The following is an 18,242-nucleotide window of genomic DNA, read 5'->3' on the forward strand; positions in this document are numbered from 1 at the left end:
GGTGTTGGCAGATGGTTTCGATATCGGGGTAATAAGCTGGCCTCTCTGGTAGTCAGACAAATAAATGCATGTCGTCGCGGGTCGCGAGTCGCGCACCCGAAGGCAACACGCGCAGGAAGGCCAACCACACAACTCGAAGGGTGAAGCAATGCTAAAGGTGAAAAAGGCGGTATTTCCAGTCGCGGGTCTCGGCACCCGGTTCCTCCCCGCGACCAAGGCAAGCCCGAAGGAGATGCTGCCCGTCGTCGACAAGCCGCTCATCCAGTACGCCGTCGAGGAGGCCGCGGCCGCCGGCATCACGGAGATGATCTTCGTGACGGGGCGCGGCAAGCGCGCGATCGAGGATCACTTCGACAAGTCCTATGAAATCGAAGCCGAATTGCAGGCGCGCGGCAAGCAGGCGCTGCTCGATCTCGTGCGCAGCATCAAACCGAGTCACATCGACTGCTTCTACGTGCGCCAGGCCGAGCCGCTCGGCCTCGGGCACGCGGTGCTGTGCGCGGAGAAGCTGATCGGCAACGAGCCGTTCGCCGTGATGCTCGCCGACGACCTCATCGACGGCGAGCCGCCCGTGCTGTCCCAGATGGTGGACGTGTTCGATCACTATCATTCGTCGGTGATCGGGGTCGAGGAGATCGACCGGCGCGATTCGCGCTCGTATGGCGTGATCGAGGGCAGGCAGTGGGACGACGGTCTCTTCAAGCTCTCGCGCGTGGTCGAGAAGCCGGAGCCGGCGGCGGCGCCGTCGAATCTGGGCGTGGTCGGCCGCTACGTGCTGATGCCGCGCATTTTCGAACACCTGAGGAAACAGAAGCCCGGCGCGGGCGGCGAGATCCAGCTGACCGACGCGATTCAGTCGCTGCTTGCGCACGAACAGGTGCTGGCGCACCGCTACAAGGGCACGCGTTTCGACTGCGGCAGCAAGCTCGGCTACCTGAAGGCGACGGTCGAATTCGCGCTGCGCCATCCCGAAGTGGCCGCGCAGTTCGAGACGTATCTGCGCGCGCATTTCGACGCCCGCAATCAGGCCGGCAAGGCAGCAGCAATCCCCGCAGCGAACGACGTGAACGACGCAAGCGACGCCAGTTCGGACGACCTGTCCGCCGCTCTCGCGTGATCGCCCACGGATTCGCGCGCGCCGCGCGCGAATCCGGATCGGCGTGAGCCCGCGCAAAAACCCTCGCGTCGCTACCTGAAGTACGCCTTGGTGTTGTCGTGGACGTCTTCGCGCTGAAGCAGCTCGTCGGGCTGCAGCCACGCGTAGTTGCTGTGCTGGTCAAAGCGGCCGATCGGCACCGTCCCGGTCAGGTTCATCGCGTAGGCGATCACGATGTAGTGCGTCGTGATGCCGGGCGCGCCCGCGAAATTGTCCGCGTAGCGGTGCTCGAACACGCCGTAGAGCCGCGACGACGAGCGCTCCACGCTCGCCACGCCGAGTTCGTCGTTGACGATGCGCGTGAACGCCGTATCGATCGATTCATCCTTCTTGATGCGCCCGCCCGGCACGAACCACGTGCCCTGCGCCGGGCGATTGCGCCGTTGTCCTACGAGTACTCGCCGGTTGCCGTCGGTTACGATCAGGTCGATCGAGACGAGTGGCGTAAGCCGGACGACGTCCAGAAAATCCGCCTCGCTAAGCATCTTTGCTCCGCTGTAATTATGTGTGTGTCCGGGCGCCAGCCTCCCCGGGAATTCCGTGGCCGTGCCGCGTTTCTCTGCTGTGAACTGCTGCGTCGGATGGGACTGGAGCCGGTGGTTGCGCTCGCTTCGCATGCCCGGATTCCGGCGAAGCTCCGGATGGCCGCCTCGGCTAGCGCGCGACGGAACAACCGGCTGAATCGAGTGTAACGCTCGACAAAATGTCGCGTCGGTTTCGGACACTGGCGAAAAACGCCGAAAGACCGTCTAGGCGAGCCAAGCGGGCGCGTCTGTTGCAAGTACGTGTTTCGGGGCGCGGGCCGGGGCAGCCCGGGCGCGCGTCCGCGCGCTCACTGGCCGATATAGCCGGCCGGCGCCGTTACGTTCGCGCGCGCGACCTCTGCGTTGTCGGAAACCACGTAGACGGGCGCTTCGGTCAGCGCGAGCGCGACGCGTCCGTTCCTGTAAGGCATCGTCGACGCGTTGCCCATCATGTCGAATACCGTCACGTTGCCCGACTTGTCGGGTGCATCGACGACGAGGCTGTAGTTTTCCGCGTAAGTGGAGCTGAAACCTTCGGCGCCGGGCCACTCCTTGTTGTTGTGCGTCCACAGCGCGGTGACGACCTTGCCGCCGTTCAGGCGCTGGAACGCGTACGCATGGATGTTCTTCGGCGTGCCGTTGAGGGGGCCGAGCGTCGTCGTGCCGTCGACGAGACGCGTCATCGCGGCGACGCCCATCGCTGCCGGCTTCGGGCTGATCTCCTTCTGGCCGAAGCCGCCCTGAGGATTCACGAGGTCGAAGAAGACGCCATAGCCGACTTCCGGCGGATCGGCCGAATAGAACACGAAGCTCACGTCGGCGCCTTCGCCGAGCAGGATCAGGTGCATGCGCGCGACCACCGCGCCCTGCGCGTAGAGAATGTTCGCGTTCGGATAGGTCGGGCCGTATTTGCTGCCGATGTCGTAGCTGACGCCCGTTTCGGTGACGAAGAGCTTCGCGCCCGGCCTGACGATCTCCGTCATCGCCCGGCGCAATTCGCGCATCGCGGCGGGCAGCGCCTTGGCTGCGGTCGACGGGCTGCTGCTGCCGGCGAAGCGCTCCGGCGGATGCGACGGCGACGTGCCGATGTCGTAGTAGCCGTGCGCGCTGACGCCATCGAGATACTTGCCGATGCCGAGCGGAGCGAGGCGCCTCAGCCACTCCGTATTCTTCGAGAGCGCGGACAGCGTGAGCCCCATCACGACCGCGTTCGGATCGCCGGCGTGGATCGCGTCGTGGGTCGCCTTGAACATCGCGACGAGGTTTGCGTCGGTGTCGCGCCAGGGCAGGCCGCCTTCGTAGTCGGGCTCCCAGGTGACCTGGTAGTAATTGTTCGACTGGCGCGGGAAATAGCGCTTCCTCACCGTGTTCGATTCCTCGCCGACGCGCTTCATGTACGCGCGGTACTGGTCGAGCGACGCGGGCGCGTAGCTGTGCGTATCGGTGTGCGTCGGGCTCGCCCAGCCGGGGATGCCGTCGAGCTGGATGAGCCGCAGGAGATCGCCCGGCCGGAAGAAGGGCGTGAGGTTGTCGGTGGCGGCGTTGAAGGTGTTCGGGGCCTTCGGCTCCGTCATGTACCAGTTGCGGTTGTCATTCACCCAGGTGAGGCCGAGGTTCGGATAGAGCGGGCGGTAACCGTCGCCGGAACAGCATGATTCGCCCGGCTTCAGATACGCGGCGCCCTGTCCGCCGAAGCGGTGCTGGTCGGGATGCGCGTAGTCGACGGCGGGCAGCGCAGCCGATACGTCGGGCAGCACGCCAAAGGACGCAATGCCCGACGGCCGCGTGCCCCGCGCCGCGAGCGTGCCCTTTTGCGAGGCGAGCGTCGCGGAGATGGCGAAGTAGCCGGCCGTCTGCGTCGTGCAGGTGAGCGTGTAGCTGCCCGCGCCCGCCGCCACGGAGAAACGGCCGCTCGCGCGCACGACGTTCCAGGCGTCGCGAATCTGCCAGGCGAGGGCATCGGCGGAGGTTGCGCGCGCCGTGAACGCGATCTTCACCGGCGCGCCGCGCGCGAACAAGCGCGTGCCGTCGCTGCCGGGGGTGTCGGCTTCGATCGGATCGCCCGTCGCGGTCGCGGGGCCGGGCGCGCCCGGCCCCTTGCATTGCAGGAGCGGCTCGGCGGGCGCGGCGTCGGCCTGAGCGGCGGATGCCACCTGCGCGGGCCTGGCGCCTGGCCGGCTTTTGGCCGCCGCGCCTCCCGAATACCAGCAGCGCTTGTCGGCGCCGGGCGCGGGGTCGTCGAAAGCGGTGTTGTCGCAGGGCGTCTGGTCCGTGAATTCCTTGATCACGTGCTGAGTCGGTGTGCCGTACAGCACACGGGCCGTGCCCCGAAAGGTGCAGGTTGCGTTTTCCGCCGCGCACGGCAACCACGCCGTGCCGTCGATCGTCAGCGCACCCGACGCGGGCTGAGGCGCAGCCGCGCCAGCTTCCACCGACGTCGCCCGATCGCAGGCCTGCAACAGAAACACGGCGATGCCAAGCAGCGTCGCGCGACGGTGTTGTTTCCGCGCGACGCGAGGATTTCGCACGGAATCGATGGGGCGGGGCGGAACGGCTTCTGGATTCATGGGTTCCGAAATGTAAGTTCCGTACGATTGATCACGTGCCGCAACGCTCCGAAATGGCCGCCGCGGGCGTTGTGCTACGAAAATGAAACGTTTTTGGGGCCCGTTCGCCCGATAGTGCGCCAGACCACATTCTCGCGGTGCCGATCGACGGCGGATCGTTCTGGTTCCAGACGGACGCAACGTCCGGTACCTTGGAACGCCCTGCCACGTGGCGCCTGCGCGATCCCCCGATCCGCGCGACAAGGCAAATCCAGCATAAGTCACCCCTTTCGAACGGGATAGTCATTGCGCTGAAGGTTGGCGGACCGGGACAGCATCGCGCCGCACAAGGCGCGATGCGTGCGCGGGCGCACGCTGCGTCGCGAACGCCTCGAATCGGCCGAGTGTCAGAAGTGAAACACGGCCCGAACGGTGCACGCGTGCCCCGGCACGATGCCTGCGCACCATGCGGAGACCGTTGGGCGGAGGCCATCGGCGTGTGTCAGGCGGCGCGATTCGTCGGGGGAATAATGACCGGCTGGCTGCGCCGTCTTTCCGAACTTCGTCACCCGGCAATTGGCAGACAAGAATCGTGCGCAGTGAATGCGGCGCCGCAATCGACGAAAAGTTGGCGGATACGGCCGGGCGGCGGATCGCAGCGTACATGGGGGAGAGCGGGGCGGTGACCGGTCTGCTGCGGCGCAATATCGTTGTTCATACCAATGCAGTTCAATAGCCGCTTTGATAAAACGTGACGGTTTTACCGGATAATTAAAGCAGTCGCATATTACGGCCAGATTTTAAAATGCCTGCGCATTAATAGTTAATGTAACGGCGGCATATCTGGAGGTATTCATTCTCCCTTAAAAGTTGATTCAGATCGGTAACAAAGGTAGCAAAAATGTTGAATCGAAAGAAAAGCCCGGAATCGATTGGACATTTCAATGTTTCATGGATGAATCAGTTTTAAACATCTGAGGGTCGGATTGCCGTCGGCCCGGATCCTTGACTGTTCTTGCAAGGCCTTGCACAGCAAGGCCGGCTGTCCGATCTGGCCGCTGCGAATTCGAATCGGACTAGAAACTGCTCTATAGGGACATGCTCCGAATGCCGCGTCTGTTTGACGAATGCATGAACGAACGCTCGGACTGAAGTTGGGGAGGGATATCAATGTGCGTTCCGCCGCATATCAGAACAAGTTTCCGGCTTTCAGCGCGAAAATCGCGAGCATAAAAAAGTTTGGCTGTTTATGATTCAAGCCAGCGGACCAATTCCGCCAACATCTCGCTTCCATCGGTCACGCGCAGCCTGAGGCAATTCGGCGATCGCCATGATGCACCGCAATGGCAGCGACCTTCCACAGGCTGTGGATTACGCATGTTGCAGAGGATGACCATGCCTTACGCCAATCTCGAACCCGCGGTCATGGGGTGGGTTCCCACCTCGACCAGAAGCTCGCAGTCCGAGGTGAGACGCATCGCAATCCTGTTGTTCGACGGGTTTTCGCTCCTCGGCGCCGGCATCGTCGCCGAAGTCTTCCACATGGCGAACGAGCTGTCGTCGGCAAAGGGTCGGGCGGAATGCACGTACGACGTGCGCTTCCTCTCGGTCGAAGGCGGCAACGTGGCGTGCTCGTCATCGGTTCGCGTCTGGACCGACGGACTCGATGCACGCCACTACGGCGGGTTCGACGCGCTCTTCGTCGCGGGCGGCCGGGGCGCCGACGACGCGGCAGGCGACGAACGCATCATCGAATGGGTGCGCCGCGTCCATTCGAAGACGACGGTGGTCAAGTCGATCTCCGAGGGCCGCAAGGTGCTCGACGCCGCCGGCATCGGCAATGCGCACGAAACGCATGCGCGCTACGGCTCGTCGATGATCCACGCGGTGCGTGACTCGGACGGCAGCGAAGCGGGCGACCGCTACGAATCGATGAAGGGCGCGCTCCTGATCGTCAAGCGCGACCTGGGGCTCGACGTCTCGCGCGGCGTCGCGGAACGGCTGATGCCGGGTTCGGCCGCGAAGCTCGTGTCGCTGCTCGGCGACAGCGGCGCCGCGACCGCCGGCGACAAGATCCGGGCGGCGGCGCGCTGGCTGCAGGACAACTGCGAACGGCCGATTTCGGTCGTCGACGCCGCGCAGGTCGCGGCGATGAGCGAACGCAACTTCCTGCGCCGCTTCAAGATCGAGATGGGCATCACGCCGTCGGACTATTTGCTGCAGGCACGGCTCGCAGTGACCTGCGCGTTGCTGACGGATTCCGAGCTGCCGGTCGACAAGATCGCGCGCAGGAGTGGCATGGGCAACGGCGACCGTCTCGCCAAGATTTTCAGAAAGCGCCTCCTGATCTCTCCAACCGAATACCGGATGCAGAGCAGGCGCGACCCGAGCGGCTGAGCCGCACGGCGTATCGACACGACACGCACCGGGCAGGTGCCCGGGCGTGAGAGCATTGTTAAGAGCGGTATTCCGCGAACGCACTATTTGGGAGCAGGAGTCAAACGATGACGAGAAGCGAAACGCAGGCAACGGATCAGGCAGGTTACGAGAGTGGGGTGGGGGCGGAGGCAGGCCCGGCGAAGTTCGCCGGGCCGTGCCGCTCGCTCGTCCCGGTCATTCTCGCCGGAGGTTCCGGCACGCGCCTCTGGCCGATGTCCCGCGAACAATTTCCGAAGCAACTGATCGGCGTGGTCGGTCCTGACTCGCTGCTTCAGGCGACGGTCACACGCATGAAGGGCTTTTCCGGCGACTGGAAGGTCGCGGCCGAGCCGATCATCGTCTGCGGTGAGGAACATCGCTTCACGACCGAAGAGCAGGTCCGCGCGAGCGGCGTGGCGGCGCGCATTGTCGTCGAGCCGGCTCGGCGCGACACGGCGCCCGCATTGACCCTCGCCGCGGCGCTCGCGTGCGCCGACGGCGAAGACGCGATCATCGTTGCGATGCCGGCCGATCACTCGATCGCCGACATCCCCGCGCTGCATCGTGCGATCGACATCGCCGCGAAGCACGCGGAGGCAGGCTCGATCGCGACGCTCGGTATTCCGCCGACGCGGCCCGACACCGGCTTTGGCTATATCCGCCTCGGCGGCGCGCTCGAGGAAGGCGCACACCAGATCGACCGCTTCGTCGAGAAGCCGGCTGCCGAACTCGCGGCGCAATACGTCGCGGCCGGCACCTACTGGTGGAACAGCGGAATTTTCGTGGTGCGCGCGAGCGTGTGGCTCGCGGCCCTGGAACGCCTCCAGCCGGAGATGCACGCGGCGTGCGTCGCGGCGGTGAAGGAAGGACGCACCGACGGCGCGTACCTGCGCCCGGACGCCGTTGCCTTCGGCCGCGCCCCGTCCGATTCGATCGACTATGCGGTGATGGAACACGTCGGCACGGCGAGCGCGCCTTGCGCGGGCGTGGTCGTGCCGCTCGTCGCGGGCTGGTCGGACCTCGGTTCGTGGGACGCCGTGTGGGACGCGATGGAGAAGGACGAATCGGGCAACGTCGCAAGCGGCCGCGTGGTGTTCGAAGGCGCGACCTCGAGCTATGCGCGCTCGGAAGGCGGACGGCTCGTCGCGTGTGTCGGCACGACCAACATCATCGTGGTCGAGACGGACGACGCGGTGCTCGTCGCCGACCGCTCGCGCGTGCAGGACATCAAGGGGCTCGTGTCGCGGATTCGCCAGGAGCATGCGCCTGAAGCAGAAGCGCATCGCAAGGTGCGCCGCCCGTGGGGTTTCTACGACTCGATCGACCACGGCGACCGCTTCCAGGTGAAGCGCATCGTCGTGAGCCCGGGCGCGCGTCTTTCGCTGCAGATGCATCACCACCGCGCGGAACATTGGACGGTCGTCTGCGGCACGGCGCTCGTCACGCGCGGCGAAGAGCAGTTCCTGCTCTCGGAGAACGAGTCGACGTATATCCCGCTCGGGGTGACGCACCGGCTCGAGAACCCGGGCAAGGTGCCGCTCGAGATCATCGAAGTGCAGTCGGGCTCGTACCTCGGCGAAGACGACATCGTTCGCTTCGACGATACCTACGGCCGCAGCTGAAGCAGGGCAGGCAGCCTACAAGAACGACGGGACACGGCACGGCGTAGGGCTGGCAGAGAGGAGGATGGGGCGGGTAGCAGCACGTCATCGGTTTGAAGTACGGGGAGAAAGAGGATGCGCGATTTACAGGGATTACTGGCGCGGTTGTTCGACGTCGCAATGATTGTCTGCGGCGCTGCCGTGGCCTCGCAGATTCGTTTCGACAACATCGAAGCACATCGCTTCTACGTCGCCTTCGTGGCGTTCGCGGCAGCGTTTTCGCTGGCGCTCTTTCCGGGCTTCGGCGTGTATCAGTCGTGGCGCGGCCGCTCGAAGATCGTCCTCGCGAGCCAGGTGTCGCTCGCGTGGCTGATCGTGCAGGCGTGCGCGCTCGTGCTGATGTTCTCGCTGCATCGGCTCGACTACGTGTCGCGCCTGTGGTTCGCCTACTGGACTGCGATGTCCGGCGGGCTGCTCATTGCCGGGCGGCTCGTCACGCACGCGTTGCTCGGGCGGATGCGCAACGCCGGCATGAACCTGCATTCGGTGGCGGTGGTCGGCTGCGGCAGGCATTGCGAATCGATCGTGCGCAAGATCGACCGTCTGCCGGCGTCCGGTTTTCGTGCGACGGCAGTCTGCAACGCGACACCCGAAAGCGGCCGCATCAACACCCGCGTGCCGGTGTTCGAGGACCACGTCGCGTTCGTCAATTACGTGCGCACGCAGGGCGTCCAGGAAGTGTGGCTCGCGCTGCCGCTGACGCACGAACGCACGATCCTTAAGTTCGTCAACGAGTTCCGCGACGACCTGGTGAACGTGCGCTTCATTCCCGACGTGCGCAGCCTCGCGCTCTTCGAGTCCGGCGTGACGGACCTCCTGGGCGAGACGGCCATCAACCTCGTGGCGTCGCCGCTCTCGCCGAGCGCGATGCTCCAGAAGGAACTCTTCGATCGCGCTTTCGCGGCTGCTGCGCTACTCGCCGTGTCGCCGCTTCTGATCATGATCGCGCTCGCGATCAAGCTCACTTCGCGCGGCCCGGTCTTCTTCAAGCAGCGCAGAAAGGGCGCGGACGGCCGGGTCTTTCTGATCTACAAGTTCCGCTCGATGCGTGTGCATACCGAGAAGGCAGGCGTGGTCCGCCAGGCAACCCGCAACGATCCGCGAGTGACACGCGTGGGCGCGTTCCTGCGCCGCACGAGCCTCGACGAGCTGCCGCAATTCTTCAACGTGCTGCGTGGCGACATGTCCGTCGTCGGTCCGCGCCCGCACGCGCTGGAGCACGACGACCTGTACCAGAAGGTCGTCTCTGGATACATCCATCGCTATCGCATCAAGCCGGGCATCACTGGCTGGGCGCAGATCAATGGTTTTCGCGGCGAAACGGACCGCATCGAAAAAATGGAGGGACGCGTCGCACACGATTTGTACTACCTCGGTAACTGGTCGTTCGGCCTCGACATGAGAATCATCGCCGCAACGATCTTCAAAGGACTACGGCACACCAACGCTTACTGACGCAGGGGACGACCAATATGCTCATCCAACAACAAACAAGCACCACGTCGCTGGCCGCCAAACGCGGCGTGTCTGGTTTCCGGCTCGGCACGCTCGCCGCGGCTGCCACGCTATGCGCACTTTTTGCCGGTTGCGGTCTGGCACCGGGCATGCGCATGCAGACGCCCGCGACGCTCGTCGAAACGAGCAACGATGCCGGCGATCCGGCATCCGAAGTCAACATCCCGATCACCCCGATCGACCTGACGCTCGTGCGCAAGATGCGCGCCGAGCAGCCGTCGTCGAGCGGTCCCGATCCGCTCGCCAGTCTCTTCGGCACGCCGAGCGCCTACACGCTCGGCACGGGCGACGTGCTGCAGATCACGGTCTGGGATCACCCGGAACTCGTCGCGGCACTCGGCCAGCCGAACCCGAACACGCGTCCCTCGGATGCGGCGCCCGGTTTCGTCGTCGATGCGGACGGCAACCTGCAGTTCCCGTATGTGACGAAGCCGCTGCACGTCGCGGGCAAGACGGCCGAGCAAGTGCAGCGCGAGCTGTACAAGGAACTCTCGAAGGTGTTCGTGAAGCCGCAGCTCACGGTGCGCGTGTCGTCGTTCCGTTCGTCGCAGGTGTATATCGACGGCGAAGTTCGCGCACCCGGCACGCAGACCTTCAACGACATTCCGATGACGCTGACGGAAGCCATCGGTCGTGCGGGCGGTTTCGCACCGACCGCGGATCAGAGCCGCGTCACTCTTATGCGTGATGGTACGACGTATCACATCAACATGGCCGGCATGACGAAGAAGGGCCGCACGCCTTCGGACATCGTGCTCAAGCCGGGCGATTCGCTGCGCGTCGACTCGCGCGACGAGAACGGCATCTACGTGATGGGCGAAGTGAACAAGCCCGCCACCGTGCTGCCGATGAAGAACGGCAAGCTCACGCTTTCCGACGCTATCTCGCAGGCAGGCAGCCTGAACCAGGAAACGTCGAATCCGAAAGAGACGTACGTGATTCGCAATGGACAGAGCGACAAGCCGGAGATCTACAAGCTGGATGCGCGCTCGCCGGTGTCGATGCTGCTCGCGAACAACTTCGAGTTGCAACCGAAGGACGTCGTGTACATCGACAACAGCGGTCTCGTACGCTTTAGCCGCGTGCTGAACCTGCTGCTGCCGGCAATCAACGCAGGCCTGACCGCAGCAATCGTAACCAAGTAAGCGAGTAGGCGCGCGGGGGTCGCGCGCCGCCCAATGCGCAAGTCAGAAAGAGTGAGCGAGACCATGGCGATGAACTTTGACACACGATACTCGGACGTTTCGACGGGGGACGAGCTGCGATTATCGGACTATCTGGCGGCCGTTCTCGGCAACTGGAAGCTGGTTACCTCCGTCATGATCGCGGTGATTGCGTTGGGGGCGGCGTACGCGTTCCTCGCTCCGCCCACCTACCGGGCGGATGCACTGATCCAGGTAGAAGAAAGCAACAACGCGAACAACAATAACAACAACCAGAACGCGATGCAGACCGTGTCGCAGATGTTCGACTCCAAGTCGACGACTGCCGCGCAAATCGAGCTGCTGCGCTCGCGCCTCGTCGTGGAAGACGCGGTCCAGCGCATGCACCTCGACATCACGGCGTCGCCGCGCTACTTCCCGTTCGTCGGCGGACTCATCTCGAGCGCGCTGTCGACGTTCAACATCCCGATGCCGAAGGGCTACATGCAGCGCTTCGCATGGGGCAACGAGCAGATCGAAGTGCCGCTCTTCGACACGCCGAAGGAGCAGTACGAGAAGACCTTCACGCTCGTCGCAGGCGAAAACGGCAGCTACGTGCTGAACGACCCGGATGGCGTCGCGATTCTCACCGGCAAGGTCGGCGAGGTCGTATCGGGTTCGAGCACGCTCGGTCCGGTCAAGCTGAAGGTCGACAAGCTCGTCGGCCCGGCGGGATCGCAGTTCGAACTGCAACGCGCCTCCACGCTCGGCACCATCGACCTGCTGCAGAAGCGCCTCACCGTGGCTGAGACCGCGCTGCAATCCGGCATTATCGGCGTGAGCCTGGAAGGCGGCGACAGCAAGCAGGCCTCGACGATCGTCAACAACATCGCCCGCCGCTTCGTGCAGCAGGATGTCGAGAAGCGTTCGCTCGAAGCCGAGCACACGCTCGCGTTCCTCGACGAACAACTGCCCGAACTGCGCAAGCAGCTCGACGCAGCGGAACAGCGCTACAACACGTTCCGCAACCGTCAGGGCACGGTCGACCTCTCCGAGGAAAGCCGCCTGCTGCTGCAACAGATCGTGGACAACAAGACCAAGCTCACCGATCTGCAACAGCAACGTGCCGAGATGTCGCAACGCTTCACTGCGAACCATCCGTCGGTGCAGGCACTCGACGCGCAGATCGGCACACTGTCCAGCGCGCAGACCCGTCTCGGCAAGAGCGTGTCCGTGCTGCCGGATACCGAGCAGACCGCGCTGCGCCTGCTGCGTGACGTGCGTGTGAACACCGAGCTGTACACGAACCTGCTGAACACGGCGCAGCAACTGCGCGTCGCGAAGGCCGGCCAGATCGGCAACGTGCGGGTCGTGGACTTCGCGCAAGCCGCCGACGATCCTGTTCGTCCGAAGCGCCTGATCGTGATCCTGATCAGCGCGGGCGTCGGCCTCCTGCTCGGCATCATCGTCGCGTTCGTTCGCAAGGCGCTGTATGGCGGCGTCGAGCGTCCGGAAGACATCGAGCGTCAACTGGGTGTGCGCGTGTTCGCCATCGTCCCGCGCAGCAACACGCAACTGCGCCTGCAACGCAAGGTCGGCCAGCGTCACGAAGGACTGCACGTGCTCGCCGCGCAAGCGCCGGAAGACGCCGCAGTGGAAGGCATCCGCGGGCTGCGCACGTCGCTGCAGCTGCAGATGGCCGAAGCACGCAACAACGTCGTGATGCTGACGGGCTCGCGTCCCGAAGCCGGCAAGTCGTTCCTCTCGGTCAACCTCGCGACGCTCGTTGCATCGACGAGAAAGCGCGTCCTGCTGATCGACGGCGACATGCGCCGCGGCGACATCCACTCGCACTTCGGCGTGCGTCATTCGCCGGGTCTGTCCGACGTGCTGATGGGTGCCGACGTGTCGGGCGCGATCCTGCACGACGTGCTGCCGGGCGTTGACCTGATCACGAAGGGATCGCTGCCGTCGCATCCGTCCGAGCTCCTGATGAGCGATCGCCTCGGTGAAGTGCTCGAAGAACTGAAGCACCGCTACGACCTCGTCATCGTCGACACGCCGCCGGTTCTCGCAGTCACCGATGCGACCGTCATCGGCAAGCATGCGGGCACGAGCCTGCTCGTCGTGCGCCATGGCAAGAACCAGGTGCAGGAGATCGGTGAAACGATGAAGCGCCTGCACCACGGCGGCGTGAACATGAAGGGCGTTTTGCTGACGGACGTACCGCAGTCGAAGATGCTGATGGGCAGCACCTACGCAGGCTATTACGGCTACGAGAGCATCTCCGAATAAAAAAGATTAGTGGACACAAACACACGGCGCGCGACCGAGCGCGCCGAATCGAACAGGCTAATAAGGCGAGGTTGAGAATGAATCGTAAAGTCGCATTGATCACGGGCATCACGGGGCAGGATGGTTCGTATCTGGCGGAGATGCTGCTCGAGAAGGGCTACGAGGTGCACGGCATCAAGCGCCGCAGCTCGCTCTTCAACACGGACCGCATCGACCACCTGTATCGCGATCCGCACGATCCGGACCAGCGTCTCTTCCTGCATCACGGCGACCTGACCGATTCGACGAGCCTCCTGCGCATCGTGCAGCGCGTGATGCCCGACGAAATCTACAACCTCGCAGCCCAGAGCCACGTAGCGGTTTCCTTCGAAGAGCCGGAATACACGGCGAATGCCGACGGCATCGGCACGCTGCGCATCCTGGAAGCGATCCGCATTCTCGGCCTCGAAAAGAAGACGCGCTTCTACCAGGCTTCGACTTCCGAACTCTACGGTCTCGTGCAGGAAATTCCGCAGAAGGAAACCACGCCGTTCTATCCACGCAGCCCGTATGCAGTCGCGAAGCTCTATGCGTACTGGATCACGGTGAACTACCGCGAAGCGTATGGCATGTACGCGTGCAACGGCATCCTGTTCAACCATGAATCGCCGGTGCGCGGCGAGACCTTCGTCACGCGCAAGATCACGCGCGCCATCGCTCGCATCGCGGTCGGCCTGCAGGACGACCTGTACCTCGGCAACCTCTCCGCATTGCGCGACTGGGGTCATGCGCGCGACTACGTCGAGATGCAGTGGATGATGCTGCAGCAGGAACAGCCGGAAGACTTCGTGATTGCGACGGGCGTGCAGTACAGCGTGCGCGACTTCGTGCAGCAGGCGGCAGCGGAACTCGGCGTGCACGTGCGCTTCGAGGGCGAAGGCGTGAACGAAGTGGGCATCGTCGATCGCGTCGAAAGCCGCGAAACCAAGCTCACGCCGGGCCAGGTGATCGTGCGCGTCGACCCGCGCTACTTCCGCCCGACCGAAGTCGAGACGCTGCTCGGCGATCCGTCGAAGGCGCATTCGAAGCTCGGCTGGAAGCCGCAGACCTCGTTCTCGTCGCTCGTGAAGGAAATGGTGCGCTCGGACTTCCAGATCGCGCGTCGCGACGCGCTCGTCACGCTGGCGGGTTTCAAGGCTCTCGAACATCACGAGTAAAGAACCATGGACAAGAACGCACGCATCTTCGTGGCGGGGCATCGGGGAATGGTCGGGTCGGCGCTCGTGCGCCGGCTTGCGAACGCAGGTTATCGCAACATTGTGACGCGCACGCGTGCGCATCTCGATCTGACCGACCAGGGCGGCGTCAATCTCTTCTTCGAGGAGCAGCAGATCGATGTGGTGTTGCTGGCGGCGGCGCGCGTCGGGGGCATCTACGCAAATTCGACGATGCCGGCTTCGTTCATCTACGAGAACCTGGCGATCGAGACCAACGTGATTCATGCGGCGTGCCGCTGGAACGTGTCGAAGCTCGTGTTCTTCGGTTCTTCGTGCATCTATCCGAAGGCATGCCCGCAGCCGATCAAGGAGGAGTATCTGCTGACCTCCGCGCTCGAGCCGACCAACGAAGCCTATGCGATTGCGAAGATCGCGGGCCTGAAGATGTGCGAGGCGTACAACGCGCAGTACGGCACGAAGTTCGTGTCGCTGATGCCGACCAACCTCTACGGACCGAACGACAACTACGACCTGCAGAGCAGCCACGTGCTGCCCGCGCTGATCCGCAAGGCGCATGAAGCGAAGGTGCGTGGCGCGAGTTCGCTCGAAGTCTGGGGCTCGGGCACGCCGCGTCGCGAGTTCCTGCACGTCGACGACCTCGCCGATGCCGCGACTTTCCTGATGGAAGGCGATGTCGCCGATGGCGTGTTCAACGTCGGCATGGGCGACGACCTGACGATCCGCGACCTCGCAGAGACCGTGTGCCGGGTTGTCGGCTTCGAGGGCGAGCTCGTCTTCGATGCGACTAAGCCCGATGGCACGCCGCGCAAGCTGCTGGATGTGTCGAAGCTCGAACAGATGGGCTGGAAGGCGACGATCGCCCTCGAGGACGGTATCCGCGCGACGTACGCGGACTTCCTCGAACATCATGCAGCATCGTCACAGATGGCGGTTGCAGAATGAGCACTCACCTGAACGCGGACATTCGCGGTTCCACTTCCAGGGAAGAAAAGACTATGACAGGCTCGGTCACGATCTTTCATAACGTCGTGTGGTCGCGGCACAAGGGGGCCGTCCTCTCCGCGCTGCACAACATCTCGGGCAATGGTTCCATCAGTTACTCGATGGTACAGATCGCAGATACGGAGCACGACCGGATCGGCTTTTCGGACGTGGACTATTCGTTCCACCGCTATCCGATGAAGAAGCTCTACAACGGCTGCTATGAAGACGTGCCCACCTGGCGCCTGACGATGCGTCTCACGTGGGAAGTGCTGAAGGCGAAGTCCGACCTCGTCGTGCTGCCCGGCTATCACCGTCCCGAGTACTGGGCGATGATGCTGGCCTGCATCCTGACCGGCAAGCGCCGTGCGGTGTTCTGCGATTCGACGGGCAACGACCGGCCGCGCCGGATGCTCACGTCGATTCCCAAGCGCGTGTTCTTCTCGTTGTGCGACGGCTACTTCGGCTTCGGTCAGCGCAGCCGCGAGTACCTGATGTCGCTCGGCGCGAAGCAGGAGAAGATCTTCATTCCGTGCCAGGCTGCTGCGCTGCCGCGCTCGTTCTCGCCGGAGACGGCGGTGTCCGATCGCGTTCACTATCGCCAGGGCAGTGCACCGGTGTTCCTGTTCGTTGGGCGCCTGTCGGAAGAGAAGGGCATCGGCACGCTGCTCGATGCGTTCGCCGGGATCAGGCAACGGATGCCGGGCGCGTCGCTGCGCATCGTCGGCACGGGTCCGATGGGCGACCAGCTGAAGCAGAAGGTCGACGACATCGGTCTCACCGGCTCGGTGCATTTTCTCGGCAGCCTGCAGGACGCGCCGCTCTCGCGCGAATACTTCGGTGCCACCAGCATGGTGCTGCCGAGCCGGAGCGAACCGTGGGGCCTTGTCACCAACGAAGCACTGAGCCATGGCTGTCCTGTGATCGTGAGCGAGAGTTGCGGCTGCGTGCCCGAACTCGTGATCGATGGCGTGACCGGCTACTCGTTCCCCGCCGGCGACGTTCCGGCATTGCAACGCACGCTACTGAAGGCGCTCGAAGCGTTCTCCGATACGGCCGGTGTCGCGAAGCGTTGCGTCGACGTGATTCAGCGGTTCGATCCCCCGTCGGCTGCGGCGAACATCGCGCGGGGCTGCGCGATGATGCTGATGGATTGATTTTCTAAGGGAGAGCAAGCGTCACCGCATTACAGAAAGAGAAAGGGCCTGCGATACGGGATGCCGGTTCGCAGGCCGGTGCCGATCAACGCGCATCACGATGCGTGGCGACGGTGCGGCCGTCGGGCGAGGGACCAAATGAAAATTCTGATCTACGGGCTGAACTACGCGCCCGAGTTGACGGGTGCTGGCAAGTACACGGCGGAGATGGCCGAGGCGCTGGCAGCGCGCGGCCATGACGTGCGCGTGGTGTGCGCACCGCCTTACTATCCGGAGTGGAAAGTCGCCGACGGCTTCTCCTGGTGGCGTGGCCGCCGTGAGACGCTGCGTGGCGTGGAGGTCGCGCGCGCACCGCTCTGGGTGCCGAAGCGCCCCAATGGCGTGAAGCGGCTGATGCATCTCGCATCGTTTGCGGCGGCATCGCTTCCGGCGCTCGTCTCGCATGCGCGCTGGCGTCCGCAGGTCGTAATGACGATCGCGCCGAGTCTTCTGAATGCGCCGGCCGCGCTCGCACTCTCGTTCGTCACGCGAGCGAATTCGTGGCTGCATATCCAGGACTTCGAAGTCGATGCCGCGTTCGAACTCGGCTTGCTCAAGAGCGAACGGGCGGGGCGTGCGGCGCTCGCGATCGAGCGATGGCTCATGCGGCGTTTCAAGGTCGTCTCGTCGATTTCCGACAAGATGGTGGAGCGCGCCAAGCGCAAGGGCGTGACCGATACGAACGCCTTCCTGCTGCCGAACTGGGTCGATACGACAGCGATTTTTCCGCTCGATCGCCCGAGCGAATTTCGTCGCGAGCTGAACATCGCGGAGCATGCGAAGGTCGTCCTTTATTCGGGCAACATGGGCGCGAAGCAGGGTCTCGAAGTGCTGGCCGAGACGGCTGCCGCCATGGCCGATCGCGATGACATCGTGTTCGTGTTCTGCGGCAACGGCGCGACCAAGGCGAAGTTGCAGGCCCGATGCGCGGAGCTGCCGAACTGCCGCTTCATGTGCCTGCAGCCGGTCGAGCGTCTTAACGAACTGCTGAATCTCGCGGATATTCACGTGCTGCCGCAACGCGGCGACGTGGCCGATCTGGTGATGCCGTCGAAGCTCACCGGCATGTTCGCGAGCGCGCGCGCGGTCATTGCGATGGCGCAGCCCGGCATGGAGTTGTTCGAAGCGGTGAACACGCGCGGCGTGGTCGTGCCGCCGGAGAACGTCGAGAAGCTCGCTGAGGCGATCGACATGCTCGTCGACGATCCCGCGTTGCGGGCGTATCTTGGTGCGCAGGGGCGTCGGTTTGCTCAGGAGCGGCTCTCGCCCGTGGCGGTGTTCGGGCGTCTCGAGGACAAGCTTGCTTCACTCGTCGAGGGGCGGCCGCTGGATGGCCGACATGTCGAAGTGGGCGACGCGATTGGCGTCGATGCAGCGGAGATGCCGTTTGCACGGGTCAGCGAAGCGGCTTCGCCGGTGATGTTGCATTCGGTCGAGAAGATTGAGTAGGGGCGGCGCTGGCGCTTGGGGTGTTGGGTTGCTTTCGGACACCGTTTGATGCGCCTGTGCCTCCATGGAACTTGTTTTCTTAGTGGTCCATTAGCTCTGCCCCTGTCCGGGGCGGGACTTACTTTCTTTGCTGCTGCAAAGA

Annotated in this window: 12 protein-coding genes; 10 read left to right on the forward strand and 2 right to left on the reverse strand. The window is 64.0% G+C overall.

Features of this window, described 5'->3' with window-relative positions; all coding sequences use genetic code 11:
- Window positions 1-148 precede the first annotated feature (148 nt).
- Entirely contained in the window at window positions 149-1,117 is a 969-nt protein-coding gene (galU, locus tag AWB81_RS28475; protein WP_087135247.1) for a UTP--glucose-1-phosphate uridylyltransferase GalU, read from the forward strand.
- A gap of 71 nt (window positions 1,118-1,188) precedes the next feature.
- On the opposite strand, the gene AWB81_RS28480 is transcribed toward galU, so the two are convergent.
- Window positions 1,189-1,641 (reverse strand): GDP-mannose mannosyl hydrolase, encoded by a 453-nt coding sequence (locus AWB81_RS28480; RefSeq protein ID WP_062639860.1) that lies wholly within the window; start codon window positions 1,639-1,641, stop codon window positions 1,189-1,191.
- Between the two features lie 347 nt (window positions 1,642-1,988).
- Window positions 1,989-4,208, reverse strand: coding sequence for a hypothetical protein (locus tag AWB81_RS28485; protein ID WP_235025943.1), 2,220 nt, complete (start codon window positions 4,206-4,208; stop codon window positions 1,989-1,991).
- 1,413 nt (window positions 4,209-5,621) lie between these two features.
- Between AWB81_RS28485 and AWB81_RS28490 the strand changes: the two genes are divergently transcribed.
- From AWB81_RS28490 to AWB81_RS28530, 9 genes are all read left to right on the forward strand, one after another.
- The gene (locus tag AWB81_RS28490) at window positions 5,622-6,623 is read left to right on the forward strand and encodes a GlxA family transcriptional regulator (RefSeq protein ID WP_062639873.1); all 1,002 of its coding nucleotides are present in this window, start codon (window positions 5,622-5,624) and stop codon (window positions 6,621-6,623) included.
- A 107-nt stretch (window positions 6,624-6,730) separates the two neighbouring features.
- The gene (locus tag AWB81_RS28495) at window positions 6,731-8,266 is read left to right on the forward strand and encodes a mannose-1-phosphate guanylyltransferase/mannose-6-phosphate isomerase (protein ID WP_087135248.1); all 1,536 of its coding nucleotides are present in this window, start codon (window positions 6,731-6,733) and stop codon (window positions 8,264-8,266) included.
- Between the two features lie 114 nt (window positions 8,267-8,380).
- Window positions 8,381-9,760 carry an undecaprenyl-phosphate glucose phosphotransferase gene (locus AWB81_RS28500; RefSeq protein ID WP_062639862.1) on the forward strand — a complete coding sequence of 460 codons (1,380 nt, stop codon included), beginning with the start codon at window positions 8,381-8,383 and terminating at the stop codon, window positions 9,758-9,760.
- Between the two features lie 17 nt (window positions 9,761-9,777).
- A complete protein-coding gene (locus AWB81_RS28505) occupies window positions 9,778-10,965 on the forward strand; it encodes a polysaccharide biosynthesis/export family protein (RefSeq protein ID WP_200822564.1) in 1,188 nt (395 codons plus the stop codon).
- Between the two features lie 63 nt (window positions 10,966-11,028).
- The gene (locus AWB81_RS28510; RefSeq protein WP_062639877.1) at window positions 11,029-13,257 is read left to right on the forward strand and encodes a polysaccharide biosynthesis tyrosine autokinase; all 2,229 of its coding nucleotides are present in this window, start codon (window positions 11,029-11,031) and stop codon (window positions 13,255-13,257) included.
- A 77-nt stretch (window positions 13,258-13,334) separates the two neighbouring features.
- Complete coding sequence (gene gmd / locus AWB81_RS28515) at window positions 13,335-14,453, forward strand: GDP-mannose 4,6-dehydratase (protein ID WP_062639863.1); 1,119 nt, start codon at window positions 13,335-13,337, stop codon at window positions 14,451-14,453.
- A gap of 6 nt (window positions 14,454-14,459) precedes the next feature.
- The gene (locus tag AWB81_RS28520; RefSeq protein ID WP_062639866.1) at window positions 14,460-15,416 is read left to right on the forward strand and encodes a GDP-L-fucose synthase family protein; all 957 of its coding nucleotides are present in this window, start codon (window positions 14,460-14,462) and stop codon (window positions 15,414-15,416) included.
- A 53-nt stretch (window positions 15,417-15,469) separates the two neighbouring features.
- The gene (locus AWB81_RS28525; protein WP_062639867.1) at window positions 15,470-16,612 is read left to right on the forward strand and encodes a glycosyltransferase family 4 protein; all 1,143 of its coding nucleotides are present in this window, start codon (window positions 15,470-15,472) and stop codon (window positions 16,610-16,612) included.
- A gap of 138 nt (window positions 16,613-16,750) precedes the next feature.
- Window positions 16,751-18,100, forward strand: a complete 1,350-nt coding sequence (locus AWB81_RS28530) for a glycosyltransferase WbuB (RefSeq protein ID WP_062639869.1) — start codon at window positions 16,751-16,753, stop codon at window positions 18,098-18,100.
- Window positions 18,101-18,242 lie beyond the last annotated feature (142 nt).

The sequence above is a fragment of the Caballeronia arationis genome (assembly GCF_001544975.2).
Classification (GTDB): Bacteria; Pseudomonadota; Gammaproteobacteria; order Burkholderiales; family Burkholderiaceae; genus Caballeronia; species Caballeronia arationis.

Coding starts and splice junctions, on each gene's coding strand:
- galU (WP_087135247.1), top strand. CDS start 149: ATGCTAAAGGTGAAAAAGGCGGTATTTCCAGTCGCGGGTCTCGGCACC.
- AWB81_RS28480 (WP_062639860.1), bottom strand. CDS start 1,641: ATGCTTAGCGAGGCGGATTTTCTGGACGTCGTCCGGCTTACGCCACTC.
- AWB81_RS28490 (WP_062639873.1), top strand. CDS start 5,622: ATGCCTTACGCCAATCTCGAACCCGCGGTCATGGGGTGGGTTCCCACC.
- AWB81_RS28495 (WP_087135248.1), top strand. CDS start 6,731: ATGACGAGAAGCGAAACGCAGGCAACGGATCAGGCAGGTTACGAGAGT.
- AWB81_RS28500 (WP_062639862.1), top strand. CDS start 8,381: ATGCGCGATTTACAGGGATTACTGGCGCGGTTGTTCGACGTCGCAATG.
- AWB81_RS28505 (WP_200822564.1), top strand. CDS start 9,778: ATGCTCATCCAACAACAAACAAGCACCACGTCGCTGGCCGCCAAACGC.
- AWB81_RS28510 (WP_062639877.1), top strand. CDS start 11,029: ATGGCGATGAACTTTGACACACGATACTCGGACGTTTCGACGGGGGAC.
- gmd (WP_062639863.1), top strand. CDS start 13,335: ATGAATCGTAAAGTCGCATTGATCACGGGCATCACGGGGCAGGATGGT.
- AWB81_RS28520 (WP_062639866.1), top strand. CDS start 14,460: ATGGACAAGAACGCACGCATCTTCGTGGCGGGGCATCGGGGAATGGTC.
- AWB81_RS28525 (WP_062639867.1), top strand. CDS start 15,470: ATGACAGGCTCGGTCACGATCTTTCATAACGTCGTGTGGTCGCGGCAC.
- AWB81_RS28530 (WP_062639869.1), top strand. CDS start 16,751: ATGAAAATTCTGATCTACGGGCTGAACTACGCGCCCGAGTTGACGGGT.